Origin of the sequence: Paraburkholderia sp. DHOC27, from assembly GCF_003429005.1 — a bacterium.
Classification (GTDB): domain Bacteria; phylum Pseudomonadota; class Gammaproteobacteria; order Burkholderiales; family Burkholderiaceae; genus Paraburkholderia.
This window is the reverse complement of the sequence record NZ_QVQV01000003.1, coordinates 661,687-686,810: the sequence shown is the minus strand read 5'-3', so window position 1 is coordinate 686,810 and position 25,124 is coordinate 661,687. Positions and strand designations below refer to the sequence as shown.

General features: G+C 61.5%; 20 protein-coding genes. 2 read left to right on the top strand and 18 right to left on the bottom strand.

The window, feature by feature from the left end:
• Positions 1–55: 55 nt before the first annotated feature.
• A complete protein-coding gene (locus D0B32_RS32560; RefSeq protein ID WP_181969810.1) occupies positions 56–205 on the top strand; it encodes a hypothetical protein in 150 nt (49 codons plus the stop codon).
• Positions 206–575: 370 nt separating this feature from the next.
• Here D0B32_RS32560 and D0B32_RS15100 read toward each other — a convergent pair whose 3' ends face one another.
• The 3 genes from D0B32_RS15100 to hemE form a co-directional block, all read right to left on the bottom strand.
• A complete protein-coding gene (locus tag D0B32_RS15100) occupies positions 576–2,015 on the bottom strand; it encodes a YeiH family protein (RefSeq protein WP_117334746.1) in 1,440 nt (479 codons plus the stop codon).
• 189 nt (positions 2,016–2,204) lie between these two features.
• Complete coding sequence (locus tag D0B32_RS15095) at positions 2,205–4,457, bottom strand: primosomal protein N' (protein ID WP_117334745.1); 2,253 nt, start codon at positions 4,455–4,457, stop codon at positions 2,205–2,207.
• Between the two features lie 486 nt (positions 4,458–4,943).
• On the bottom strand, positions 4,944–6,056 hold the full coding sequence (hemE, locus tag D0B32_RS15090) for a uroporphyrinogen decarboxylase (RefSeq protein ID WP_117334744.1): 1,113 nt from the start codon (positions 6,054–6,056) through the stop codon (positions 4,944–4,946).
• A gap of 204 nt (positions 6,057–6,260) precedes the next feature.
• Between hemE and D0B32_RS15085 the strand changes: the two genes are divergently transcribed.
• On the top strand, positions 6,261–7,076 hold the full coding sequence (locus tag D0B32_RS15085) for a transporter substrate-binding domain-containing protein (protein WP_117334743.1): 816 nt from the start codon (positions 6,261–6,263) through the stop codon (positions 7,074–7,076).
• Positions 7,077–7,983: 907 nt separating this feature from the next.
• On the opposite strand, the gene D0B32_RS15080 is transcribed toward D0B32_RS15085, so the two are convergent.
• From D0B32_RS15080 to mnmG, 15 genes are all read right to left on the bottom strand, one after another.
• The gene (locus D0B32_RS15080) at positions 7,984–9,714 is read right to left on the bottom strand and encodes an AMP-binding protein (protein ID WP_117334742.1); all 1,731 of its coding nucleotides are present in this window, start codon (positions 9,712–9,714) and stop codon (positions 7,984–7,986) included.
• A gap of 232 nt (positions 9,715–9,946) precedes the next feature.
• Positions 9,947–10,372, bottom strand: a complete 426-nt coding sequence (locus D0B32_RS15075; protein ID WP_117334741.1) for a F0F1 ATP synthase subunit epsilon — start codon at positions 10,370–10,372, stop codon at positions 9,947–9,949.
• Between the two features lie 153 nt (positions 10,373–10,525).
• Positions 10,526–11,920, bottom strand: coding sequence for a F0F1 ATP synthase subunit beta (atpD, locus tag D0B32_RS15070; protein WP_117334740.1), 1,395 nt, complete (start codon positions 11,918–11,920; stop codon positions 10,526–10,528).
• 102 nt (positions 11,921–12,022) lie between these two features.
• Complete coding sequence (atpG, locus tag D0B32_RS15065) at positions 12,023–12,907, bottom strand: F0F1 ATP synthase subunit gamma (protein WP_117334739.1); 885 nt, start codon at positions 12,905–12,907, stop codon at positions 12,023–12,025.
• Positions 12,908–12,998: 91 nt separating this feature from the next.
• The gene (gene atpA, locus D0B32_RS15060) at positions 12,999–14,540 is read right to left on the bottom strand and encodes a F0F1 ATP synthase subunit alpha (RefSeq protein WP_117334738.1); all 1,542 of its coding nucleotides are present in this window, start codon (positions 14,538–14,540) and stop codon (positions 12,999–13,001) included.
• Between the two features lie 58 nt (positions 14,541–14,598).
• Positions 14,599–15,138: a F0F1 ATP synthase subunit delta gene (locus tag D0B32_RS15055; protein ID WP_117334737.1), complete on the bottom strand. Its 540-nt coding sequence runs from the start codon at positions 15,136–15,138 to the stop codon at positions 14,599–14,601.
• Positions 15,139–15,140: 2 nt separating this feature from the next.
• Entirely contained in the window at positions 15,141–15,611 is a 471-nt protein-coding gene (locus D0B32_RS15050) for a F0F1 ATP synthase subunit B (protein WP_117334736.1), read from the bottom strand.
• Positions 15,612–15,749: 138 nt separating this feature from the next.
• On the bottom strand, positions 15,750–16,019 hold the full coding sequence (gene atpE / locus D0B32_RS15045) for a F0F1 ATP synthase subunit C (RefSeq protein ID WP_007180033.1): 270 nt from the start codon (positions 16,017–16,019) through the stop codon (positions 15,750–15,752).
• A gap of 84 nt (positions 16,020–16,103) precedes the next feature.
• Positions 16,104–16,955, bottom strand: a complete 852-nt coding sequence (gene atpB / locus D0B32_RS15040; protein WP_117334735.1) for a F0F1 ATP synthase subunit A — start codon at positions 16,953–16,955, stop codon at positions 16,104–16,106.
• Positions 16,956–17,110: 155 nt separating this feature from the next.
• Positions 17,111–17,656 (bottom strand): ATP synthase subunit I, encoded by a 546-nt coding sequence (locus tag D0B32_RS15035; RefSeq protein WP_117334734.1) that lies wholly within the window; start codon positions 17,654–17,656, stop codon positions 17,111–17,113.
• 281 nt (positions 17,657–17,937) lie between these two features.
• A complete protein-coding gene (locus D0B32_RS15030; RefSeq protein ID WP_117334733.1) occupies positions 17,938–19,086 on the bottom strand; it encodes an SLC13 family permease in 1,149 nt (382 codons plus the stop codon).
• Between the two features lie 12 nt (positions 19,087–19,098).
• Positions 19,099–19,986 carry a ParB/RepB/Spo0J family partition protein gene (locus D0B32_RS15025; protein ID WP_117334732.1) on the bottom strand — a complete coding sequence of 296 codons (888 nt, stop codon included), beginning with the start codon at positions 19,984–19,986 and terminating at the stop codon, positions 19,099–19,101.
• A 123-nt stretch (positions 19,987–20,109) separates the two neighbouring features.
• Positions 20,110–20,880 (bottom strand): ParA family protein, encoded by a 771-nt coding sequence (locus D0B32_RS15020; protein ID WP_117334731.1) that lies wholly within the window; start codon positions 20,878–20,880, stop codon positions 20,110–20,112.
• 63 nt (positions 20,881–20,943) lie between these two features.
• Complete coding sequence (gene rsmG, locus D0B32_RS15015) at positions 20,944–21,636, bottom strand: 16S rRNA (guanine(527)-N(7))-methyltransferase RsmG (RefSeq protein WP_117334730.1); 693 nt, start codon at positions 21,634–21,636, stop codon at positions 20,944–20,946.
• The gene (gene mnmG / locus D0B32_RS15010) at positions 21,633–23,591 is read right to left on the bottom strand and encodes a tRNA uridine-5-carboxymethylaminomethyl(34) synthesis enzyme MnmG (protein ID WP_117334729.1); all 1,959 of its coding nucleotides are present in this window, start codon (positions 23,589–23,591) and stop codon (positions 21,633–21,635) included. The genes rsmG and mnmG overlap by 4 nt, the downstream gene beginning before the upstream one ends.
• Positions 23,592–25,124: the final 1,533 nt, after the last annotated feature.

Below are 25,124 nucleotides of genomic sequence, written 5' to 3'. Positions count from 1 at the left end.
ACAAACACATGATGCGCACCAGCGCACGATACGGGGCTATAACGAGGCGGTTGCTATGGAAAAGTGGTTGGTGGTAGCGGGAATCTGGTCGATGTGCGCGACGTGCGCGGTGCTGTTCATCCGTGGCGCGACGTGCTCCGTTGCGCGGGATTCGGCGGAAGGGTTGTCCTCCGGCGACCATGTGAGCAGCGCGATCCGCGATTGAACGTGGGCGTCAGTTGCATCGATGCGTGAGCCGATGGCCCGGCACACGGCAGCGGGCGGCTCGGCAAGCGACGGCAAAACTCCGGCAAGCAAGGATTTGCACGGCCTGATCCAGGCTGCGCACGCTCACGCCTGTCAGGCGCGCGGCGCAAACCGGTCGCACGTGTCGTCCGGTGAGACGAGCTGATCGTGCAGCAGGCACAGGCGGGTCGCCGCCACGCTGGCTCCATACCCAGAACTGAATACGGTGAGGCCTGGAATGCGCTGCTCAAGTGTTTGTCGATCGTCGGCGCGGAACCGGCAGCCGGCGCAACTGGGCCGGCACGCACGCGCCGCGCGCGTGGTCCCGTCCGGGCGGAGCGCGGCGTCGGTCACGAGCCCTGCCCCAAGCTATTCCAATACGATGCGAACACGTGCGCGGACAGCGCGTAGCCGATGGCGACATTGACGACCACACCGGCCGTGAACGCGAGGAATGGCTTCAGACCGGTCGCCGTCAGCAGGCGCAACCGCGTCGTCAATCCGATACTGAGAAAGCAGAAGATGAACGCCCACGTGCGCAGCGCGGTAATCGGCGCAACGAACTCGGGCATCACCACCTTGCGGTAATCCGCCAGTGAGTAGTGGCTCGCAATCCACGTCACGAGTGCCGACGCGATCACAAAGCCGATCACGAACTTCGGAAAACGCGCCCAGATTTCGCCTGCATCGGCCCTGGCCTTGACGCCGCTGTCCTGGCTTTCCCAGCGGGTGGAGGCGACAATCGCCAGCACGAACGCCCAAATGCCGATCCAGATGTCGCGGCCCACCACCTTCATCAGCGTGAACGCCTGCACCGACGCTTCCGGCGCACCCGCAATGGCGCCGCCCGCGTGTTTGGCGAAATCGCCGTAGGCCTGCGCGGCGGCAATGCCCGCCGCGTCCGCGAACTCGGACGTGCCAATCCACGCGCCGCCCACCGCCGTTGAAAGACCCAGCGAGCGCGAGGCGAACGGCAAGACGAAGATCATCACGATGGCCCACAGGATCACCAGCGTGATGGCCACCGACGCCTGTTCGCGTTTGGCGCGCACGGCGCCAGCAATGGCGATAGCCGCCGAGACGCCGCACACCGCTCCACCCACGCCCAGCACGGCGGCAAAACGCCGGTCGAGACCGAACGCCTTGGCGACGAAAAAGATCACGAAGAACGTCACCAGCGAAACGATGCTGGCCTGTCCGACCGCCACGGGACCGGCCCACACCAGCAGGGTCAGCGGCAAGGTCGCGCCGAGCAGCACGATGCCCACCTTGATATAAAACTCGACGCGCAAGCCGGCCGAGAACCACTCCGGCAAGCGAAACACGTTGGAGATCACGAGACCGAGCGCCAGCGCGACCAGCGGCGGTTCGAGGTTGTACTTCGAGGCGTTGACCCAGGCGCCGAGCGTGAAGATCAGCACCGAAGCGATGAACAGGATCAAAAACGACGGCAGGAAATGCGCAAGCCGATGCTTCAACGCCGCGAGGCTCACGCCGAACAGCACCGCGAACACGACGAACAGCGCGGCGTAGTTGGGGATGTGTTTGACGAGATCCTGTGCCGCTGCGCCCGGGTCCGACCATTTGACCGGCGCCACCGCCAGCCACTTGATGCTGCTGCCCGACGCGAACAGCGCCCACGCGACGACAATGACCAGCAGACCGATCCATACGGCCCACCAGTCTTCCGTGGCAAACAGGCCGCCGCCGCGCTTGACGGACGTATCGCGGCTCGAATCGGATTTGGCCGGTGCAGTGCCCGCCGGCAGGCTGTGATTGGTATCGCTCATCGCAAAGCCCCGAGAGTTGAGGTGCGTCGGCGCGGAAGGAGTTGGGATTGTTGTTAAAAACTGCGCCGATTCGGCGAAATATAGTCGAGCGCGGCTGGGAAACGAAACGACCTTTCGGACTATGAATATGACTGAAAGGGATTTGCACGCCGGACGATGCGCGGACGCACCAGGCAGGCCGGAACGCCGCTAGATATCCAACGGATCGACTTCAAGGTTCCAACGCAGCACACCCTTCAGGGTTCGCAGCACCGGTTGCCACGCGCGCAGCGTGGCTTGCAGCGCGGCGCGCGACGCGCTTTCGATCAGCAACTGCGCGCGATGCACGTGCATCACCTTGACGATGGTGAGCGGCACGGCGTCATAGACCGTCACGCGCTCGGCGGCCGGAATCTGCGAAAGCTCCGCGGCAGCCTGCTGCAGGAAGGCGATGGCCGCCTCCAGCGTGCGTCCTTCCGCTCGCAGCAAGGCTTGATACACGAACGGCGGCAAATGCGCGTCGCGGCGTTCGGCCAGCGTGGAATTGGCAAACCCCACGTAGTCGTGACGCGCCAGCGCGTGATACAGCGCGTGACGTGGATAGCGCGTCTGCACCAGCACTTCGCCGGGCAATCCGGCGCGGCCCGCACGGCCGCTCACCTGCATGAGCTGGGCGAAAAGGCGTTCACTGGCGCGGAAGTCGTGCGAGAACAAGGCGGTGTCTGCGTTCAGCACGCCCACCAGCGAAACCCGCTGGAAGTCGTGGCCCTTCGCGATCATCTGCGTGCCCACGAGGATGTCCACGTCGCCCGCGTGCACGTCGGAGAACAGCGCCTGCGCGCTGCCTTTGCGCCGCGTGCTGTCCGCGTCGATGCGCAGCACGCGCGCGCCCGGCACCGCGCTCGCAAGCGTTTCCTCGACCCGTTGGGTGCCACGGCCGAGCGGCGCGATATCCACGTTGCCGCAGTCCGGGCACGCGCGCGGAATGCGTGCTTCCCAGCCGCAGTGATGACAGCGCAGGCTCCGTTCCGGCTTATGCAGTACCACGTAGGCGCTGCAACGCGGACAACCGGCCACCCAGCCACAGGCATCGCAGGCGAGTTGCGGCGCGTAGCCACGGCGGTTGAGAAACACCAGGCTTTGCTCACCGCGTTCGAGGCGCGTTTTCAACGCCGCGATCAGCGGGCCCGACAGCCCTTCCACGGATGCGCGTCCGCGTCGTCGTTCTTCCTCGAGGTCGATCAGTTTGACGGTTGGCAGCACGGCTTCCGCCACGGCGCGGCGCGACAGGGTCAGCCGTGTATAGCGCCCCTGATCGGCCTGCCACCAGCTTTCCAGCGACGGCGTGGCAGAACCCAGCACCACCGGCAGGCCCAATTGCTTCGCGCGCCAGATGGCGAGATCGCGCGCCGAATAGCGCAGCCCCTCTTGCTGCTTGTAGGCGGGATCGTGCTCCTCGTCGACCACGATGATCGCGAGCTTCGGCAGCGACGCGAGCACCGCGAGACGCGTGCCGAGGACGATCCGCGCGCGTCCACTGTGGGCGGCGAACCAGTTGCGGGCGCGCTCGCCCTCGGCGAGTCCGCTGTGCAGCGTCACGATCGAGGTGCCGTCGAGCGCTGCGAAACGCGCCCGAAACGCGGCTTCGAACTGTGGCGTCAGATTGATTTCGGGCACCAGCACGAGCGCCTGCGCATCCGGCCGCGCCTCGAGGATCGCGGCAAGCGCGCGCAGATACACCTCGGTCTTGCCGCTGCCGGTCACGCCGTGCAACAGGAACGGGGCGAAACCCTGCGCGTCGCGGATCGCTTCGACGGCTGCGGTTTGTTCGCCGGTGAGCGTGGGCAAGACCGGCGCGGGCAAGCGGTCGCCCTGCAGCGCTGGCAGCGCGGCGAGTTCGGCTGCCTCGGTCACTTCTAGCGAAACCCATCCTTCTGCCTGCCATGCTGCAAGCGTGGCGATTGCCTTTGGATGGATTGCACGCGCGTCGGCAGCGAGGAGTGTTTCGTTGTCGACGAGCGCCTGCGCGAGCCGCCGTAGCGCGCTGGCCCGCGCAGGCAGCGCATCGGGCAACGCCGCGCGGCCGGCCGGCAACAACTGGAAGCGCTCCACCGGCGCCAGCAAACGGTCCCAGCGCGAAGCATCGCGCAGCGCCTGCGGCAGCGCCGGCAGAGCCACTTCGCCGACGCCACGCTGGTAGTAGTCCGCGGCAAACTCCGCCAACTCCAGCCACGCTTCGGAGAGCGGCGGGCAGGCTTCACACAGCGCTCCGGCCACACGCAGCTTGTCTGCCGGAACCTCACTGTGAGCGGTTACTTCGCGCACGAGCCCCACCACCTGCCGCTTTCCGAACGGCACGCTGACGAGCATGCCGGGCTGCGCCGGTTCAGCGGCGTCGCAACGGTAGTCGAACAGGGTTGGCAACGGATGATCGAGCGCAACGCGGACGAAAACAGGGCTCACGTGTGTGTCTGGGTCCGGTCGAAAAGGGGTCAGCAGCGCGATGGACGCGTCGTGGACGCGATCAGCGGAGGACGCGCGACCTCAACGTTCGGTAAGAAGGTGATGAGCGCGGCGAAGTTAAAGTAAAACTTCACTTTCTGCGCTAAGTTTTGGATTGTACTGAACAATTGCTATTTACCCGCACATCCTGTGGATAACTTTGTTGAGAACTCCGCCCGATCGCCCCGAAAAGCGCGCCACTACTACGTTATGTGGACTACCGCACATTGCGAAAAAAACCGCTGAAACCCTTGCCAGACAAGGACTTGATCAGATGCGCACGCAACTTGCAAGGGCTTGGGCGCAAATAAAGCCTCTACCGCGCCGCAGCGTTAACAATGTGTATAAGTCAAGTCTTGACAACGGTGGAAGGGCCATCCGACGGCGTCGCTGCGCGACTTTTTTCCTTAGCCTGAGAGCCCAGTTCGCTGCAATGCAGCAAGTGCGTTATGCCTTTTGCATGTTTTCGCCCGCTCCAGCGGCGCGAATGGCCCGGCTGTGGCGATGCACCTCGTCCACCAGTTCAGCGACGTTTTCTGGCGGCGTGAACTGCGAAATGCCGTGGCCGAGATTGAAAACGTGGCCGGGATGATTCCCGAAGCTGTCGAGCACGCCCCGCGCTTCCATGCGGATTGCCGAGGGCGGCGCGAACAGCACGGAGGGGTCGATGTTGCCTTGCAGCGCCACCCGGTCGCCCACGCGCTCGCGCGCCCTGGCGAGATTCACCGTCCAGTCGAGGCCCACCGCGTCCACGCCGGTCGAGGCAATCTCGTCCAGCCACAGTCCACCGCCCTTCGTGAAAGTGATCACCGGGATCTTTTCGCCTTCGTGCTCGCGCTTGAGCTGGCTGACCACCTGCGCGATGTAATGCAGCGAGAACCGCTGGTAGATGCCATCTGCAAGCGCGCCGCCCCACGTGTCGAAAATCATCACGGCTTGTGCGCCGGCTTCGATCTGCGCGTTGAGGTACGCCGCAACCGCCTGCGCATTCACTTCGAGGATGCGATGCATCAGATCCGGACGCGCGTACAGCATGGACTTCACGGTGCGGAAGTCGTCCGAACCGCCGCCTTCCACCATGTAGCAGGCGAGCGTCCACGGGCTGCCGGAAAAACCAATCAACGGCACGCGTTGACGCCCTTGCGCGTCTTTCAGGGCCGTGCGGATTTCGCGAACGGCGTCGGTGACGTAGCGCAAGGTGGCGTCGATATCGGGCACGGCGAGGCGCGCAACATCGGCCTCGGTACGCACCGGGCGCGCGAACTTCGGCCCTTCGCCCGCCACGAATTCGAGGCCGAGCCCCATTGCGTCCGGCACGGTGAGGATGTCTGAGAACAGAATGGCGGCATCGAGCGGATAGCGGTCGAGCGGCTGGAGCGTGACTTCCGTGGCGTACGCGGGATTCTTGGCGAGGCCAAGGAAGCTGCCAGCCCGGCTGCGCGTAGCGTTGTACTCCGGCAGGTAGCGGCCCGCCTGACGCATCAGCCAGATCGGCGTGTAGTCGGTCGGCTGGCGCAGCAGCGCGCGCAGAAAGGTGTCGTTCAGAAGGTTATGGGCCACGTTGCATACGACTCAGGGCAAAGGGGCATTTTACCGGACCCGGCTCGCGTCAAACGTGCATCTTGGCCGATCGGGCTAATAACCGGCGGCATTGTTCCGGGATGTGCCGCGCCTGGCCCTGGCCGTCTGGCCGATATTCACCGTCGAAGCGGCAGGCTATGATCAGCCGCGATATCCAAGCCGAACAACTACCCGGGAGATTCGATGATCAAGGCTGCGCGGCTACTGGTGAGCTCATGGTTGTGGGCATTGATCGGCGTGGCCAGCCTCGCCCACGCTCAAGGCGCACCCTCCACGCCTGACGGTCATACTGGCGCGCCGTCGCGGCTCGACGAAATCGTGGCGCGGGGCACGCTGCGGGCCTGCACGACCGGCGACTACAAGCCTTATTCCTTCGATAAGGGCGACGGGCATTTCGAAGGCATCGACATTGATATGGCCGAATCGGTGGCGAAGTCGCTCGGGGTGAAAACGGAATACATCAAGACGTCGTGGTCCAATCTGATGAACGACTTCGTGGCGAAGTGCGATATCGGCATTGGCGGCGTGTCACCCACGCTCGAGCGGCAAAGGCGCGCATTCTTCACGCAGGCTTACATGATCGACGGCAAGACACCGATCGTGCGCTGTGACGACGCGGAGAAGTATCAGACAGTCGCGCAGATCGACCAGCCGTCGGTACGGGTGATCGTCAATCCCGGCGGCACGAACGAACGCTTTGCCCGACAGTATTTCCCGCACGCGAATCTGACGGTGTTTCCCGACAACGTCACGGTCTTCAAGCAGATTCTGACGGGCAAGGCCGACGTGATGGTGACGGACGCATCGGAAACTCTCCTGCAGCAGAAGCTGAACCCAGGCTTATGCTCGGTGCATCCAGACAAGCCGTTTCAGTACGGTGAGAAAGCGTGGCTACTGCCGCGTGGGGACGTGGTGTTTCAGCAATACGTGGATCAGTGGTTGCACCTTGCTCGTGCAACAGGCGAGTATCAGGCGATCTCAGACAAGTGGCTAAAGTGACTCTGAAGTAGGTGCCACGTGTACTCGGCGCACGTGGCTGAAGCCAAAGGCAGAGCCGTGACCACACAACGGGCAGGTTGGTGCCCCGCAATCTGTAACCGCCGCCGCGCCAATAAGTGCCTACAGAGTTGGCGGACCGAGGTGCCAATGTGGGCCGCTTATCGGTGTGTTTCCGATAGCACCGCTGGCGATCATTCCACTGCGCGATCTGCGAACCGATAAGGCAATTAGAAAGGTCAGCATCGCCCGCCTACGCAGGCGTAGTGGGCGATTGGCCGAAATCCCAGCAAGTCTGTAAGGTTCCCATATAGCGCCGACAAAAGTGGAAGCGCTTCCTGTGGTGCGTGCCAAGCATCAATTGAACCCGTGTTCACACGAAATTTCACATCGGAAACAATTACGTTTTAAACAGCTTTCAACGGCAAGAAATCCCCGAAAGCCTTGTCTGGTGGGCGTTACAACCTGAAACACTTTGTTACCGCGCCTCCAGACTTATTCGCCCACAATGCCCTCAACGGTTTCAACACGGATGTGGCTGGGTGCGTGGTGTGAGCGGACATGATGCACTTGCCGGTCGGCGTTAGCCGAAGCCCTGGAAAGGGGCATCCCTGCTGGGGCCGTGGCTGACGCTTAGGGCGTCTACCCAGTCGGTTCCTCCAATGGTCTCCTCGCGCTAACCCCGTAGCGTGTGGTTTTTAGCGGGCTCCAGGCCCGCTTTTTTTTTCCCTAGCCAAACGTTTGCGCGTTGTCGGTTTTGTCTGTCGGTCTTGTTACAAACCGGCGCGCCAGGTGTTCTGACTACGTCTGTTCTTCAACGGCGCGGCGCGCGTTTTTGCGCTGCGCCGTTGTTGCATTCAAACACCGTTCAAAACGCCTTGCTTCCCTGCGCCGGTCCCCGGTCGGGTGATCAAGCCGTCCCGTTCTGCTGCAGATTCAGCTCGCGAATCATCCGTTCGCGCATCACGAACTTCTGCGCCTTGCCGGTGACGGTCATGGGCAGTTCGTCGACAAAACGGATGTACCGCGGCACCTTGTAGTGCGCGATCTGACCGTGGCAGAAGGCCTGAATCTCTTCGGTACTCGCCTGCTCGCCCGCCCGCAACACGATCCACGCGCAAATCTCCTCGCCGTACTTCGGGTCGGGCACGCCAAACACCTGCACGCTCTGAATCTTGGGGTGACGGAACAGAAACTCTTCGATCTCACGCGGATAGATGTTCTCGCCGCCGCGGATCAACATGTCCTTGAGCCGCCCGACGATGTTGCAGTAGCCATCGGCATCGAGCGTCGCGAGATCGCCGGTGTGCATCCAGCCGTCGACAATGCTTTCGCGCGTTTTTGCTTCGTCGCCCCAATAGCCCTGCATCACCGAGTAGCCCTTTGTGCACAACTCGCCAGTCTCGCCTATCGGCACGATCTGCCCGAGCGCATCCACGATCTTCACTTCGAGATGCGGCTGGACGCGTCCGACCGTACAGGTGCGCTTGTCCAGCGGATCCGAGGTCGAACTCTGGAAGGACACCGGACTTGTCTCCGTCATCCCGTAGGCGATCGTGATTTCGGCCAGATGCATGCGCGACACCACCTTCTTCATGGTTTCGATCGGACACGGCGAACCCGCCATGATGCCGGTCCGAAGCCGGGTGAAGTCGAACGAGGCGAACGCGGGATGATCGAGCTCCGCGATAAACATGGTCGGGACGCCATGCAACGCCGTGCAACCCTCCTCCGACACGGCGGCGAGCGTCGCGGCCGGATCGAAGCCTTCGCCGGGGAACACCATCGCGGCGCCCACTGAAACGCATGCCAGCACGGCCAGCACCATGCCGAAGCAGTGATAAAGCGGAACGGGAATGCACAACCCGTCCTGTTCCGAAAGACGCATGGCCATCGCGATAAAGCGCGCGTTGTTGACCACGTTGCGATGCGTGAGCGTGGCGCCCTTGGGGCTGCCGGTCGTGCCGCTGGTGAACTGGATGTTGATGGGATCGTCGGCGCGCAGGTCCGCACCGATTGCATCGAGCGCCAGCGGGTCGAGTGTGGTCCGGCCCAGTTCGATGACCTCTGAGAGCGTCAGCATGCCGGACGTTTCGGTGTCGCCCATGCGAATCACGATCCGCAGGTTAGGCAAACGTGGTGCATGCAGATCGCCGGGCGCGTGATCCGCGAGCTGCGGGGCGAGCTCCTGCAGCATCGCCAGATACTTCGATGACTTGAAGCAGTCCGCCGTCACGAGGGCCTTGCAGCCCACCTTGTTCAACGCATAGTCGAGCTCGGTCAACCGGTAGGCCGGGTTGATGTTGACCAGCACCGCCCCGATCCGCGCGGTGGCAAACTGCGTCAGCAGCCATTCGACCCGGTTCGGCGACCAGATGCCGACTCGATCCCCCTTGACGATGCCGAGTGCGGCCAGGCCCGCCGCAAACACGTCGACTTCGAGCGCAAATTCCCGCCACGTCCAGCGGATACCCTGCTCGCGGAACACTACGGCTGGCCGATCCGGAAAACGCTCCATCGTCTCACGCAGAAATTGCGCAACCGTCGCGTCGCTGAGTGGTGTTTGCGTCGAGCCACGCACGTAGGAAAGTCCGTCTTTCGGTTTGATGAGCGCGTCTTCACCTGACGTTTTGGTCGACATGGTGTGTCTCCGTGAGTTTTGCCCGCTCAGTCGAACGAATTTGAGGCCGATTGTGCATCGGCGCTGGGCGACGCGGCATCAAGTGTTACCCGCAAACCGACGCGCCCAACGCACCGCTGCGCATCCGACGCATTTCTGCTCACCTTTCCGTAAACGTCAAATTGAAGGCGAAAAAAAAGCAGCCACTAGGGCTGCTTTTCATTTGCTGCTGACTGCGCTCGTGGCCTGGAGCTTACTGCTGACCGCGCAGCTTGCGCAGGCGCTGGATTGCCGCGAGCTGAGCCGTCGCGTACGCGAGTTCCGCCTGAGCGGTAGCGTACTCGAGGTTCGAGCCCGTGTTTTGCAGCGCCTCTTCAGCGCGCTTACGGGCTTCTTCGGCCTTGGCTTCGTCGAGGTCGCTGCCACGGATGGCCGTGTCAGCCAGCACCGTCACCGCACCCGGTTGAATTTCCAGAATGCCGCCGGCGACAAACACGAACTCTTCGTCGCCGTTCTCCGCTTCGATGCGCACCGCACCCGGACGAATCCGCGTGATGAGCGGCGTGTGACCCGGCAGAATGCCCAGTTCACCCGCTTCGCCCGGCAGCGCTACGAATTTCGCCTGACCCGAGAAGATCTGCTCTTCCGCGCTGACGACGTCTACTTTAATGGTTGCCATATCGACTCCTGTCGACGAGGGTAAGCGCTTTCGCACCCACTCTCGTCCCATGTAAGGCGGGTTGAGCGTATTGCGAGGCGGCGGCTTCGCGGAAGACTACCCAAAAGACAGTCAACGCTGACGAACCGACGCCCACCTCGTTACACCCGACCGTTACTGGATCTTCTTGGCCTTTTCGAAGGCTTCGTCGATCGTGCCGACCATGTAGAACGCCTGCTCCGGCAGATGATCGCATTCACCGCCCACGATCATCTTGAAGCCGCGGATCGTTTCCTTCAGCGGCACGTACTTGCCCGGCGAGCCCGTGAACACTTCAGCAACGTGGAACGGCTGCGACAGGAAACGCTGGATCTTACGAGCGCGCGCCACGGCGAGCTTGTCTTCCGGCGCGAGTTCGTCCATACCCAGAATCGCGATAATGTCGCGCAGTTCCTTGTAGCGCTGCAGCGTTTGCTGCACGCCGCGCGTGATCGAGTAGTGCTCTTCGCCGATCACGTTCGGGTCGATCTGACGCGAGGTCGAATCGAGCGGGTCCACGGCCGGATAGATACCCAGCGAAGCGATGTCACGCGACAACACGACGGTTGCGTCCAGGTGGCCGAAGGTCGTAGCCGGCGACGGGTCGGTCAAGTCATCCGCAGGGACGTACACGGCCTGCACCGACGTGATCGAGCCAGTTTTGGTCGACGTAATACGTTCTTGCAGCTTGCCCATTTCTTCAGCCAGCGTCGGCTGATAGCCCACTGCCGACGGCATACGGCCGAGCAGTGCCGACACTTCCGTACCGGCCAGCGTGAAACGGTAGATGTTGTCGACGAAGAACAGCACGTCCAGACCTTCGTCACGGAAGTGCTCAGCCATCGTCAGGCCGGTCAGCGCAACGCGCAGACGGTTGCCCGGCGGCTCGTTCATCTGGCCGTACACCAGCGCGACCTTGTCGAGAACGTTGGAATCCTTCATTTCATGATAGAAGTCGTTCCCTTCGCGGGTACGCTCGCCAACACCGGCGAACACGGAATAACCACCGTGTTCCTTAGCGATGTTGTTGATCAGTTCCATCATGTTCACGGTCTTGCCCACACCGGCGCCACCGAACAGACCCACCTTACCGCCCTTGGCGAACGGGCAGATCAGGTCGATAACCTTGATGCCGGTTTCGAGCAGTTCCGTGGACGGCGACAGTTCGTCGAACGCCGGCGCCTTCTGGTGAATACCGCGCGTGACGTCCGAGTTGATCGGACCGGCTTCGTCGATCGGACGGCCCAGCACGTCCATGATGCGGCCGAGGGTCGGCTTGCCGACCGGCACGCTGATGGGCGCACCCGTGTTCTTCACGATCGTGCCGCGGCGCAGCCCGTCGGAAGCACCCAGACAGATGGTACGAACCACGCCGTCACCCAGCTGTTGCTGGACTTCGAGCGTCAATTCCGAACCGTCGAGAATGAGCGCGTCGTAAATCTTCGGCATGTGCTCACGCGGGAATTCCACGTCGATCACCGCGCCGATGCACTGTACGATCTTGCCTTCTACCAAAGCAGTAGTACTCATCGCTTTTCCTTTAGATACTCAATTCTTCACTCGCGCAAAGGCGCAGTTTCGGTGAGGTGCGCCAACGAGGCGCACACGAAGCGGTATGCCCGACCTTGACGGTCAGACGGCCGCTGCACCACCGACGATTTCCGACAGTTCTTTCGTGATCGCTGCCTGGCGGCTCTTGTTGTACACGAGCTGCAGATCGTTGATGACCGTCTTCGCATTGTCCGAAGCGGCCTTCATGGCGACCATACGGGCCGACTGCTCCGACGCCATGTTTTCCGCCACGGCCTGGTACACCAGCGCCTCGACATAACGCACGAGCAACTCGTCCACCACGGCCTGCGCGTCCGGTTCGTAGATGTAGTCCCACGACGTGTTCGGCGTCGTGCCATCTTCTTCCGTGCGCTCGAACTGCTCTGCCGACAGCGGCAGCAGTTGCTCGATCACCGGCTCCTGCTTCATCGTATTGACGAAGCGCGTGTACGCCAGGTACACCGCCGAGATCTTGCCTTCCGAGTACATGTCGAGCTGCACCTTCACCGCGCCGATCAACTTCTCGAGGTGCGGCGTGTCGCCCAGCGCCACGACGTTCGACACAACCTTCGCACGCAGACGATTCAGGAAACCCAGACCCTTGCTGCCGATCGCCGTTGCTTCGATCGTCTGGCCCTTGCCTTCCAGTTCCTTGAACTTCTGCAGCGACGCACGCAGCACGTTGGTGTTCATCCCGCCGCACAGACCCTTATCGGTCGTGACGAGGATGATGCCGGCCGTCTTCGCGCCCTCGTTCGACACCATGAACGGGTGACGATACTCGGGGTTCGCACGGCTCATGTGCGCAGCGATGTCGCGGACCTTGTCGGCATACGGGCGAGCAGCGCGCATGCGCTCCTGAGCGCGGCGCATCTTCGATGCGGCCACCATCTCCATCGCTTTTGTGATCTTGCGCGTGTTTTGCACGCTCTTGATCTTGCCGCGAATTTCCTTCATTCCAGCCATTGCTTGCTCCTTCATCGAAGCAGCGCGGGGGCATGTTCATGCGGCCCGCGCCGCTTCAAGGTCCGTTTATGCCTTGCGGGTCACTCGCGGATCAATAAGCGCCGGACTTCTTGAAGTCTTTGATAGCCGTATGCAGCAGGCCTTCGTCGTCCTTCGAGAGTTCCTTGGTGTCTTCGATGCGCTTGATCAGGTCAGCGTGCTTCGACTTCAGTTGCTCACGCAGGCCCTTTTCGAACGGCAGCACTTGCGCGACTTCCAGATCGTCGAGGTAGCCGTTGTTCGCTGCGAACAGCGCAACCGCCAGCTCCCACACCTGCAGCGGCTGATACTGCGGCTGCTTGAGCAGTTCCGTCACGCGGCGGCCGCGTTCCAGCTGCTTGCGGGTGGCTTCGTCGAGGTCGGAAGCGAACTGCGCGAACGCAGCCAGTTCACGGTACTGCGCGAGGTCGGTACGGATACCGCCCGACAGCTTCTTCACGACCTTCGTCTGAGCGGCACCGCCCACACGCGACACCGACACGCCGGCGTTAATAGCCGGGCGGATACCTGCGTTGAAGAGGTCGGTTTCCAGGAAGATCTGGCCGTCGGTAATCGAGATCACGTTCGTCGGAACGAACGCGGTCACGTCGCCAGCCTGCGTTTCAATGACCGGCAGTGCCGTCAGCGAACCGCTCTTGCCCTTGACTTCACCGTTGGTGAACTTCTCGACGTACTCTTCCGAAACGCGTGCAGCACGCTCCAGCAGACGCGAGTGCAGATAGAACACGTCACCCGGATACGCTTCGCGGCCCGGCGGGCGGCGCAGCAGCAGCGAGATCTGACGGTATGCCCACGCTTGCTTGGTCAAGTCGTCGTACACGATCAGCGCGTCTTGACCGCGGTCGCGGAAGTATTCGCCCATCGAGCAGCCGGCGTACGGTGCGAGGTATTGCATCGCAGCCGATTCCGAAGCCGAAGCCGCCACGACGATGGTGTATTCCATCGCGCCGGTTTCTTCGAGCTTGCGCACCACGTTCATGATCGACGACGCTTTCTGACCGATCGCGACGTAGATACAGAACAGGTTCTTGCCCTTCTGGTTGATGATCGCGTCAACCGCAACGGCGGTCTTGCCGCACTGACGGTCGCCAATGATCAGCTCGCGCTGGCCACGGCCAACCGGCACCATTGCGTCGATCGACTTCAGGCCGGTCTGGACCGGCTCCGACACCGACTTACGCCAGATCACGCCCGGTGCAATCTTTTCGATTGCGTCGGTCTTCTTCGCGTTGATCGGGCCCTTGCCGTCGATCGGGTTGCCGAGTGCGTCGACGACGCGGCCGAGCAGTTCCGGACCCACCGGCACTTCGAGAATGCGGCCCGTCGTCTTGACGATGTCGCCTTCCGAAATGTGTTCGTACTCACCCAGAATCACGGCGCCGACCGAGTCGCGCTCGAGGTTCAGTGCGAGACCGTAGGTGTTGCCCGGGAATTCGAGCATTTCGCCCTGCATCACTTCCGACAGGCCGTGAATACGCACGATACCGTCGGTCACGGAGATCACGGTGCCCTGGTTGCGAACGTCTGCGCTCGCTTCAAGGCCCTGGATCCGGCTCTTGATCAGCTCGCTGATCTCAGAGGGATTGAGTTGCATTATTCGCTCCTGATAGTCAATTCTGTTGCGTGCCAGCCGCTTAAGCGCTTGCGGCGCTTCAGGCCGTCAGAGCCGTTTGCATGCTGGCAAGCCGCGCGCGGACCGAGGTATCGAGCACTTCATCGCCGACCGTCACGCGCACTCCGCCGATCAGCGACGAGTCGATCTCGACCACGGGCTTCAGCTTGCGCTTGAACTTGCGTTCGAGACTGGCGACGAGTTCATCCAGCTGGGCGCCTTCGAGCGGAAACGCGCTGACGATCAACGCGTCAGCCGCGCCTTCACGGGCGTTCTTCAACGCTTCGAACTGCTCGGCGATTTCGGGCAGCAATTGCAGACGGTGGTTGTCCACCAGCATTTGCACCAGATTCTTCGCCTGCGCGTTGTCCTTGAGCGGCGACTTGACCGCAGCCAGCAGCAGATCGCTGACCTGGGCGCGGCTTACCTTCGGGCTCGTGGCGATAGACAGCACTTCGGGCAGACGCGCAACCTGTGCCAATTCCTGCACGAACGAGGACCAGGCGGCGACGTCACCAGCTTCGGCCACGCCAAACAGCGCTTCTGCGTACGGACGGGCGATGGTTGCAAGTTCGGCCATGATCAGAGCTCGGCTTTCAGTTGATTCAGCAGGTCGGCATGTGCCGCCTGGTCGACTTCGCGCTTCAGGATCTGTTCAGCGCCCTTGACCGCCAGCGCAGCCACTTCGCCGCGCAGCGCTTCACGCGCCTTCACGACCTGCTGATCTGCATCGGCCTTCGCTTGCGCGAGGATACGGGCGGCTTCAGCTTGCGCCTGCGCCTTGATTTCGTCAGCCAGCGCGACTGCGCGCTTTTCGGCGTCGGCAATGCGTTGCTGGCCGTCGTTGCGTGCCTGCGCCAGTTCCTGGTCGACGCGCTTGTGAGCCGCTTCCAGTTCAGCCTTGCCCTTTTCAGCGGCAGACAAACCGTCGGCGATCTTCTTTGCGCGCTCGTCGAGGGCGTTGACCAACGGCGGCCACACGAACTTCATCGTGAACCACGCGAGGATCAGGAACACGACCATTTGCGCAAACAGGGTTGCGTTGAGATTCACGGTGTTTCCTTAAACGTTGCTAGTTCGGAAAGTGAAACGGCAAGGCGCTCATCGATTCTGTATTCGATCAGCGCCCGAGTGCCCGTTCCGCCCTGCGCCCTTACCAGTTATAGCTCAGGCGCAAACTTCCGAGGAACCTCAGCCTGCCAGCTTCGACAGCAGCGGGTTCGCGAACGCAAACAGCATTGCCACACCAACGCCAATCAGGAACGCCGCATCGATCAGACCAGCCAGCAGAAACATCTTCGTTTGCAGCGGGTTCATCAGTTCAGGCTGACGAGCGCATGCTTCGATGTACTTGCCACCCATCAGACCGATACCGATACAGGCGCCGATTGCACCCAGGCCGATGATGATGCCGATACCGATGGCGGTCAGACCCTGGATGTTGGCGATGAAAGCTTGCATGATCACTCCTTTGTGAAAAGTCTTTTAGAACTGGTTGGAACTGGGATTTGAAAATTTAAAGCGATTCTTTGTCGACAGAGCAGGTTAGTGCTTGTCGTGTGCCTGGCCGAGATACACCAGCGTCAGCATCATGAAAATGAACGCCTGCAGCAGCACGATCAGAATGTGGAAGATGGCCCACACGCTGCCGGCGATCACGTGGCCGATGAAGCCAAGCACCGTCGTGTCCGCGCCGAAGCTCCAGATGCTGCCCAAGAGGGCAATCAGCAGGAACAACAGTTCGCCCGCGTACATGTTGCCGAACAGCCGCATGCCGAGCGAGACCGTCTTTGCGACGAACTCGATGATGTTCAGTGCCAGGTTCGGGATCCACAGCAGCGGATGCGCGCCGAACGGAGCGGACAGCAGTTCATGGATGAAGCCGCCAGCGCCCTTGATCTTGAAGTTGTAGTAAATCATCAGCACGAACACGCCAAGCGCGATGCCGATGGTGCCGTTCAGGTCGGCCGTCGGGACGATGCGATGGTGCGGGATGACTTCCGACAAACCGAGCCAGCCGATGACACGGCCCGGCAGGTCGACGGGGATGAAGTCGAGCGAGTTCATCAGGGCAACCCAGACGAACACGAAGAGTGCGAGCGGCGCAATGAAGGTGCGGCTGCCGTGGATCATCGACTTGGATTGATCCTCGACCATCTCGACCAGCATTTCGATGGCGCATTGGAAACGCCCCGGCACGCCCGACGTTGCCTTGCGGGCGGCGAGATGCAGGATGAAGATCGTGGCCAGGCCGCAGAGGATCGACCAAAACAGCGTATCCAGATTCCAGACGTGAATATCGAAAATCGACGTCTGGTGCGCGGTGGAGAAGTTCTGCAAGTGGTGCGCGATGTACTCGGACGGATCCATCGCGCGCGTTCCTTCGCTAGCTGCCATATCGTTAATGCCACCCAAATTGTCGAAAATCGGTCCGGGCTGCTCCCGCCGCAATGCTGTATTGCGGGAACACGCCGGCGCGAGTCATGTCATACTCGCGCGCCTTTTGCCGGCGCCTCGCGCCAGCCAGTATCTCGTTGCATCCGCGTCAGGCGTCATCGCCACGCGAGCGCGATCCAGTACGTCTTCAAAGCAATGAGGTAGGTCACGAGCAGCGGCACCCAGCGTACGTCGTGATACCAGAATGCGATGGCTACGAACATCGCAATCGTTGTCCCCATCTTGAGCGCTTCGCCGATCATCCAGCTCATGACTGTTTCGGCGCCGCTCAGTGTTCTTAGGCGCGCCGCAAACAGCGCGCCTGGCACCCAGCAAATTGCTCCCCCCAGGAACGCGGACAGCGCAGCAGCGCCCGGCGGCTTGTAGAACAGCCACCACACCAGCGTAGCACCCAGGGACAAAACCATTTGCGCCGCCACGACCTTGAAAGGCGTGACACGCGATGGACGACTCACGTTTGGACCGAAGAGCTTTTCCGCTTCAGCCCGCGTGAGCGGAACGATATTGTTATCTTGTTGCTCGGCGTCCCACGCCTCTTCGCGCGTGGACGACTGACCGGAGGTGACGGCGGAAACGTGGTGCGCTTCGCGGGGTTCGTCGTGCCCATTTTCCGGCGCTTGATTCGACGTTTTGACCGCCATCGCAGTGTTCCGAAAGTCGTATTCCAGCCCGTCAGCTTACGCAGTACTTACGGGGTTGCCGTGCAATTAAATCCGGGCGATTGTAAGCGATAGTTGCAGGCAATTCAAGACTTTAGGCCGTTCAATAAAGCGCGTGAAACGCCACCCCATCATGCGGAAGAACGGCTTTTGGACGGTAACGGACGTCAACTGTAAGACTGTCGGGGGACGGCTAAAAATGCAATTGGCGTTGGCCCGACCTGGTGCTCGCGACGTACCACGATGACGCTTCCGCGTCCGTGTCATATATGCAACAAAAGCCACCCGCCGACCACCCCGGCGACCAGCCAGAATGGCACGGCGTAGAGGTGAAACTTCAGCCACATGCCGCGTTCATTTGAAAGGCGTACGGCGATGAGATTGGCCAATGAGCCAATGGCAATGCCAAACCCTCCCACGCTCACGCCGAACGCCAACGCGCGCCAGTTTTTGGTGAACTCGGCCAGCATGATCGCGGCCGGCACGTTACTGATGGCCTGTGAGAGCACCGCCCCGGCGGCGTAGGCGCGCAACGGCGTAGCAAGCCCGAGTTGGCCGACGGTCTGATGCACCCACGGCAGCGCCGCGACACTGCGCAGCACGATGAACATGAAGACGAAGATCAGCAGCAGCAGCCAGTCGATCTTGAGGACGATCTCGCGTCGCCACAGCAGGAAGCCGAGCATGATGGCCGCGAGTCCGATGCCCGCACGATGCGAATCCGCGAGCAGAACGAAACCTACGAACAGCACCGCGGCGACGCCAACCAGCGTGCGGTCGACAGGATGCGGCTCGGCGTCTTTAGACAGATCGAGCGCCTTGCCGCGAAAGCTCACGGCCGTCAGCGCATACAGCATGATCATCAATGCCGCGCACAGCGGTGCCAGCGCCCAGACGAAACTGCCGAACGAAACACCGCTGGTCTGCCACAGAAACAGGTTTTGCGGATTGCCGAGCGGCGTGAGGATCGAACCTGCATTCACCGCAAGCGCGATGAAAATCACGAGCCGCTTCAAAGGCAACGGCGTGAGCTTGTGAAGCGACAACGTCAGCGGAATGACGACGAACAACGCGACGTCGTTCGTGAGCAGCGTGGAAAGCGCGGCCGCGAGACCAATCAGCAGAAACGCGAGGCTGCGCTCCGAACGGATGTGATGGACCACGCGGTGCGCCATCCACATCAGGAATCCTGACAATTCCACTGCCTTGGTCAAGATCAGGAGTCCTGCCAATGTCAGGACCGTCTGCCAGTCTATCAGGCCCGGCAGTGAAAGCCAGGGGCGTGGATGCAGCCACTGCAGCGCAATCAGCGCGACGACGAGAACCGACAGTACCGGTTCCTTCGCCGCATACGAGATGAGCTTGCGTACTGGGTGGCTGGATGTCTGGGTGTCGTGCCCGGCGCTCGTCACGGCGACCGTCGGTCAGGCGGTCGCGCTGCCGCGCAGGCGGACAAGAATGCCCTCCAGTGCGTCGAGGTCGCCGAAATCCACGAGCACCTGGCCACGTCCACGGCGGCCAAGCTTGATCTTGACCGTCGCGGCCAGCAAGTCCGACAGTTCTTCTTCCAGACGGCGCGTATCACGGCCGCCATCGTTGTTTGCCTTTGCCTTCACGGCGGGCGCGGCCTTGGTGGTGGATGTCACCAGCTTTTCGGTTTCGCGCACCGACATGCGCTTGTTGACCACCTGGTTAGCCAGCGTGATCTGCGTGGCCGCGTCGACCGCCAGCAGCGCACGCGCGTGGCCCATGTCCAGGTCACCGGCGAGCAACATGGTTTGCACGGGGGCGGCCAGATTCAGCAGGCGCAGCAAGTTGGAAACGGCGCTGCGCGAGCGCCCCACCGACTCGGCCGCCTGTTCATGCGTAAAGCTGAACTCATCGAGCAGCCGCTGGATGCCTTGTGCTTCTTCAAGCGGGTTCAGGTCTTCGCGCTGGATGTTCTCGATCAGCGCCATCGCGGCGGCTGCCTGATCGGGTACGTCCCTGACCAGCACCGGCACTTCATCGAGTCCGGCCAGGCGGGCCGCGCGGAAACGGCGTTCGCCCGCGATGATTTCGTACTTGTCGGCGGAGACAGGTCGCACGAGGATGGGCTGCATCAAACCTTGCGCACGGATGCTCGCGGCGAGTTCCTGCAACGCGCCCTCGTCCATGCGGGTGCGCGGCTGATATTTGCCGGCCTGCAACTTGCCGAGCGGCAAGACGTTCGGGGCGCCCTCGATCTTCACCGCCTCGGTGATGTCCGCGCTGCCGCCGAGCAAGGCCTCCAGCCCGCGGCCCAAACCCTTCTTCCTCGCTACTGCATTCATCGTGCTTCCTTTCATGAAAACGCCGGCTCGCTTCAATGGTTCCGTTCTGCTGCTGTCCCGTGACCGCCCTTTCTGTGCATGGCGTGACACGCATCTAGCCTGATTCGGCTATTCAGTTGCGCGTTAAATCGCGCGCACCCGCTCGATCATTTCCGCGCCGAATTGCACATAGGCCTGCGCGCCGCGCGATGCCCGGTCGAACACCACTCCCGGCAAGCCGTAGCTGGGCGCCTCCGCCAGACGCACATTGCGCGGGATGACGACGTCGAACACCTTGTCGCCAAAATGCTCTTTCAGCTGGTCCGAAACCTGTTGTTGCAGCGTGATGCGCGGATCGAACATGACGCGCAGCAAGCCGATGACCTTCAGATCGCGGTTCAGGTTGGCATGCACCTGCTTGATGGTGTTGACCAGATCCGACAGCCCTTCGAGTGCGAAATACTCGCACTGCATCGGGATCACCACACCATGCGCCGCGCACAAACCATTGAGCGTCAGCAGGGACAATGCCGGCGGACAGTCGATCAGGACGAAATCGTATTCATTCACCACGGCGGCCAGCGCATCCTTGAGCTGGCGCTCGCGGTTCTCTACGCTGACCAGTTCGACTTCGGCGCCGGCGAGTTCACGATTGGCGGGCAACACGTCGTAGCCCACGGCTTCCGGCCGCGTGCGTGCGTCTGCGATTGCCACGCCATCCACCAGCACTTCGTAGACGGTGTTGGTGCAGGCTGCCTTATCAATGCCGCTGCCCATCGTGGCGTTACCCTGCGGATCCAGGTCGATGAGGAGAACACGCTGTCCTTGCGATACGAGGCTCGCGGCGAGGTTGACTGTCGTCGTCGTCTTGCCGACGCCGCCCTTCTGGTTCGCAACACAGAAGATTTTTGCCATCGTTGGTGTGTCCCTTATGCAGCCTGGATGAGTCGGAATGCGTTTATGTCTGATAAATCTGATTCAAGAAATGGGAGCAAGGACGACTTCGATGAGATGCCGTTCCGCGTCGAGGGACGGCACCTTGAGCCGGATCACCTGCCTGGCCTCCGCACCCGCCGGCAGGCGCTCGATCTCGCCATCCGGACGGACGCCTTTCATGGCCCAGATCGCTCCGTTCTGCGCAACCAGATGACGGGCCAGTGTAACGAAATCCGCGAGTTCTGCGAATGCGCGCGAGACGATCACGTCAAATTTAGCCGGCACTTCAACGCCGGGTTGCAGCGACTCGACACGCCCCGTCACGACCGACAGGTTGCCAAGTCCGAGTTCTACTTTGGCTTGCGATTGAAACGCCGTCTTCTTGTGGACGATGTCGTTTACCGTGATGGTCCAGTCCGGTAAAACAATCGCCAACACGATGCCCGGCAAGCCGCCGCCAGACCCGACGTCTAGTACCGACGACGGCCCGCGGCCGGCCAGATGCGGCACGATAGAAAGCGAATCCAGAATGTGCTGAATCAGCATCTGCCGCGGATCGCGAATGGCCGTGAGGTTGTACACGGCGTTCCATTTGCCGAGCAGAGCGACGTAGTCGAGCAGCTTATCGAGTTGGGACTGACTCAGGTCAAGACCTAACTCCTCCACCCCTTCGACTAACAAAGACGACAGCGCTTCCCTGTCGCCACCGCTGTTACTTTTCTGCCGAACCGTCATTGCGCCACCGGCGTCGAGTCGGCACCGGGCTCGGACGGTTTCACCGAACGACGTCCCAAGCCGCGCTTCAGATGCACCATGAGCAACGAAATCGCCGCAGGCGTAATGCCGGAAATACGCGAGGCTTGACCGATCGTTTCAGGGCGGAACTGGGTGAGCTTCTGACGCGCTTCGAATGACAAGCCGCGTATCTCGGCGTAGTCGAGGCCATCCGGCAAGCGGGTGTTCTCGTGCGACTCATTGCGCTCGATTTCGCCAGCCTGACGCTCGATGTAGCCTTGATACTTGATGCCGATCTCGATCTGCTCCTTGATCTGCGCCAGCAGAACTTCGTCGTCAGCCAAGGCTTCGGCGGGACCACAAGCGCCTTCGCGCAGCCCGCATACGCCGTCGTACGTCACACCAGGACGCCGCAAAAGATCGGCCAGACTGTATTCGTGGTCGATTGCTTTGCCCAACAGTGCGGTCGCTTCTTCCGAGGACAGCGTCTTGGGATTCACCCACGTCGTACGGAGACGCGCTGTTTCACGTGAAACAGCGTCACGCTTCCGACTGAACGCGTCCCAACGTACGTCGTCCACCACTCCCAACTCGCGGCCGATCTCGGTCAGGCGCATGTCCGCATTGTCTTCCCGCAGACTGAGTCGATACTCGGCCCGGCTTGTAAACATGCGGTAAGGCTCAGATACGCCACGCGTAACCAGATCGTCGACCAGCACGCCAAGATATGCCTGATCGCGCCGCGGGCACCAGGCGTCGCGGCCTTGCACGAATAAGCCAGCATTGATACCTGCCAACAATCCCTGCGCGGCAGCCTCTTCGTAGCCCGTTGTACCGTTAATCTGGCCCGCAAAAAACAACCCGTTGATAACCTTGGTTTCCAGCGAGGCTTTCAGTCCACGCGGATCGAAGTAGTCATACTCGATCGCATAGCCGGGGCGCAGGATGTGCGCATGCTCGAGCCCGACCATTGAACGAACCAGATCCAGCTGCACGTCAAACGGCAGGCTGGTGGAGATTCCGTTGGGATAGAACTCGTTGGTGGTGAGGCCTTCCGGCTCGAGGAAGATCTGATGCGACTCTTTTGACGCAAAACGATGGATCTTGTCCTCGATTGACGGGCAATAACGCGGCCCCACCCCCTCGATCACGCCGGTGTACATCGGCGACCGATCCAGGCCGCCGCGAATGATGTCGTGCGTCCGTTCGTTCGTGTGCGTAACCCAGCACGGCACCTGACGCGGATGTTGCTCGACGCGGCCCATGAAGGAGAACACCGGCACAGGATCGAGATCGCCTGGCTGCTCTTCGAGCTTCGAAAAGTCGATCGTGCGGCCGTCGATACGCGGCGGCGTTCCCGTCTTCAGTCGCCCTTGCGGCAGCTTCAACTCCTTCAGGCGCGAGGAAAGCGAAACCGCGGCCGGATCGCCAGCGCGCCCACCCGTGTAATTATTGAGACCGACGTGGATCTTGCCGTCCAGAAAGGTCCCGGCGGTCAGCACGACTGCGCGCGAGCGGAAGCGAATTCCCACCTGCGTCACGGCACCCACGACTCGGTCACCTTCCACCATCAAGTCATCCACTGCCTGCTGGAACAACCATAGGTTGGGCTGATTCTCCAACCGGTGGCGGATAGCTTGCTTGTAGAGCAGACGGTCTGCCTGCGCGCGCGTCGCCCGCACGGCCGGCCCCTTGGACGAGTTCAGGATCCGAAACTGGATGCCGCCCTCGTCCGTGGCAGCGGCCATCGCGCCGCCGAGCGCGTCGACTTCTTTGACCAAATGGCCTTTGCCAATGCCGCCGATGGACGGATTGCAGCTCATCTGGCCGAGGGTTTCGATATTGTGAGTCAGCAGGAGCGTTTTGTTGCCCATGCGCGCGGACGCCAAGGCGGCCTCCGTGCCGGCATGACCGCCGCCGACGACAATTACGTCAAATTCTGTGGGAAAAAGCATCGCGGATTTCACGCCAGGACACCGCGCGTGAACCTTCAAAAGGAAAATGTAGGGCCGATTATAGCGGGTTCGCTTTTGGCCCGAATTCGTCCGAATGGCCAAGCCGTAAAAAAAGCGGTGTGTTTCACGTGGAACATGGCGGCTAAAGCGGCACCCTGCCTTGCCAAGGCGAGCGCTGCGATTCTTTTCGCTCAGTCTGAGCAATGTCTCTATAGAGCGCGGATTTTGTGTCGGCTCCGCCTTCGCCGTCTCCAGTGCAACGGCGATTGATCAGGTCCAAAGTGGGTAGCCGTGGAGCGAGGGATCAATCACGCGCAGCAGAGTCGTTTTTCAGGGTCCACCGATTTAGACGACCGCTACATCCGCTTCGCGCGGCGTGCGGGCCGCGTGGATCTTCTTCGCAATGTATGGGTGCCCGGCAGAGGACCAGCACACGCACCGAGCACCAATATTTCAGCCTCACCCTGACAGTCGCCCGATAGTCCGCGTTCGCGGCTCTGCTCTGCAAGCGCGTCGAACGCTCGCTTGTGATGCGCGGTGCCGCAGGAGCGTGGAGCCCGATTCAAGCCGATCGGTAAAAGTACGCTCCCCTCTCTGTCTACGTTGACAGATGCGGAGTGTCGAGTTGTCTTCGTCGCTCATCGTTGCGGGCAATTCACATTAGCTCGGGTCGAGGCATGTGCCATATGCCTCCCGCTCGACGCGAACCGCAGACGTTCTCGTCTTTGTACGTAGGCACCTCTTGAGCGTGGCCCAACACGCGAGTAGGACGCCCATGATCGTAATTACAAACTCGGATTCGCCCGCACCTTTTTGTCCGACTACCGAGACAACCTGCTCGAGGCGTTCAATGACTCCAGCAGAATACCGCGGTTCGTTTCTCCCACCGAACACAAGCCCTTCCCATTCGAGGTCCACTTGGCGGAATTTCGTTGTTATCCTCGCGCACCGGTTCGAGATGCGCTCCGAGGACAGCCGGAACATCTTCTTTACCTTTTGTGACCGGTAAGACTCATGGCGAAGTCAAATATCGTGCTCCACCGCAAACACGCTTATTCCTTCTCCCTTCTCCCTTCTCCCTTCTCCTTTCACGCAGCGCGACGTGGCCGCTGTGCACTTCCTTGCCCTGATAATGCATGCCGGTGGATCGAGTCCAGTGAGCAACTGCAACTAGAGCCTCGGATAGCAACAAAAAGCACCGCCTATTCCAAAAATGCAGTGCCGACCCGGCGCCGGCCCGTCAGCATCGTTGTACCTATGGCTTCGTGACTGAGGTAGCGAATGTGCGGCACCGCTTCCCCTTTCGCATCCTTTGGTTCTTCTGCACCATAAGGCCGCCCGGCGCCTCCCCAAACACTTTCGCGACCGAACAAGCGCATCAAATGGCAACGTTTTCAAAGCCGTCATGCAAACAATAGTTGCCAACCGCATCCACGCCATGTTGACGCCCACCGCCTGCCCCAGGATCTAACTGCAGCGCCCGAGCCGCCCGCTTCGGCAGCTTATTAAGCAACTTTTGAACAGACATCACAC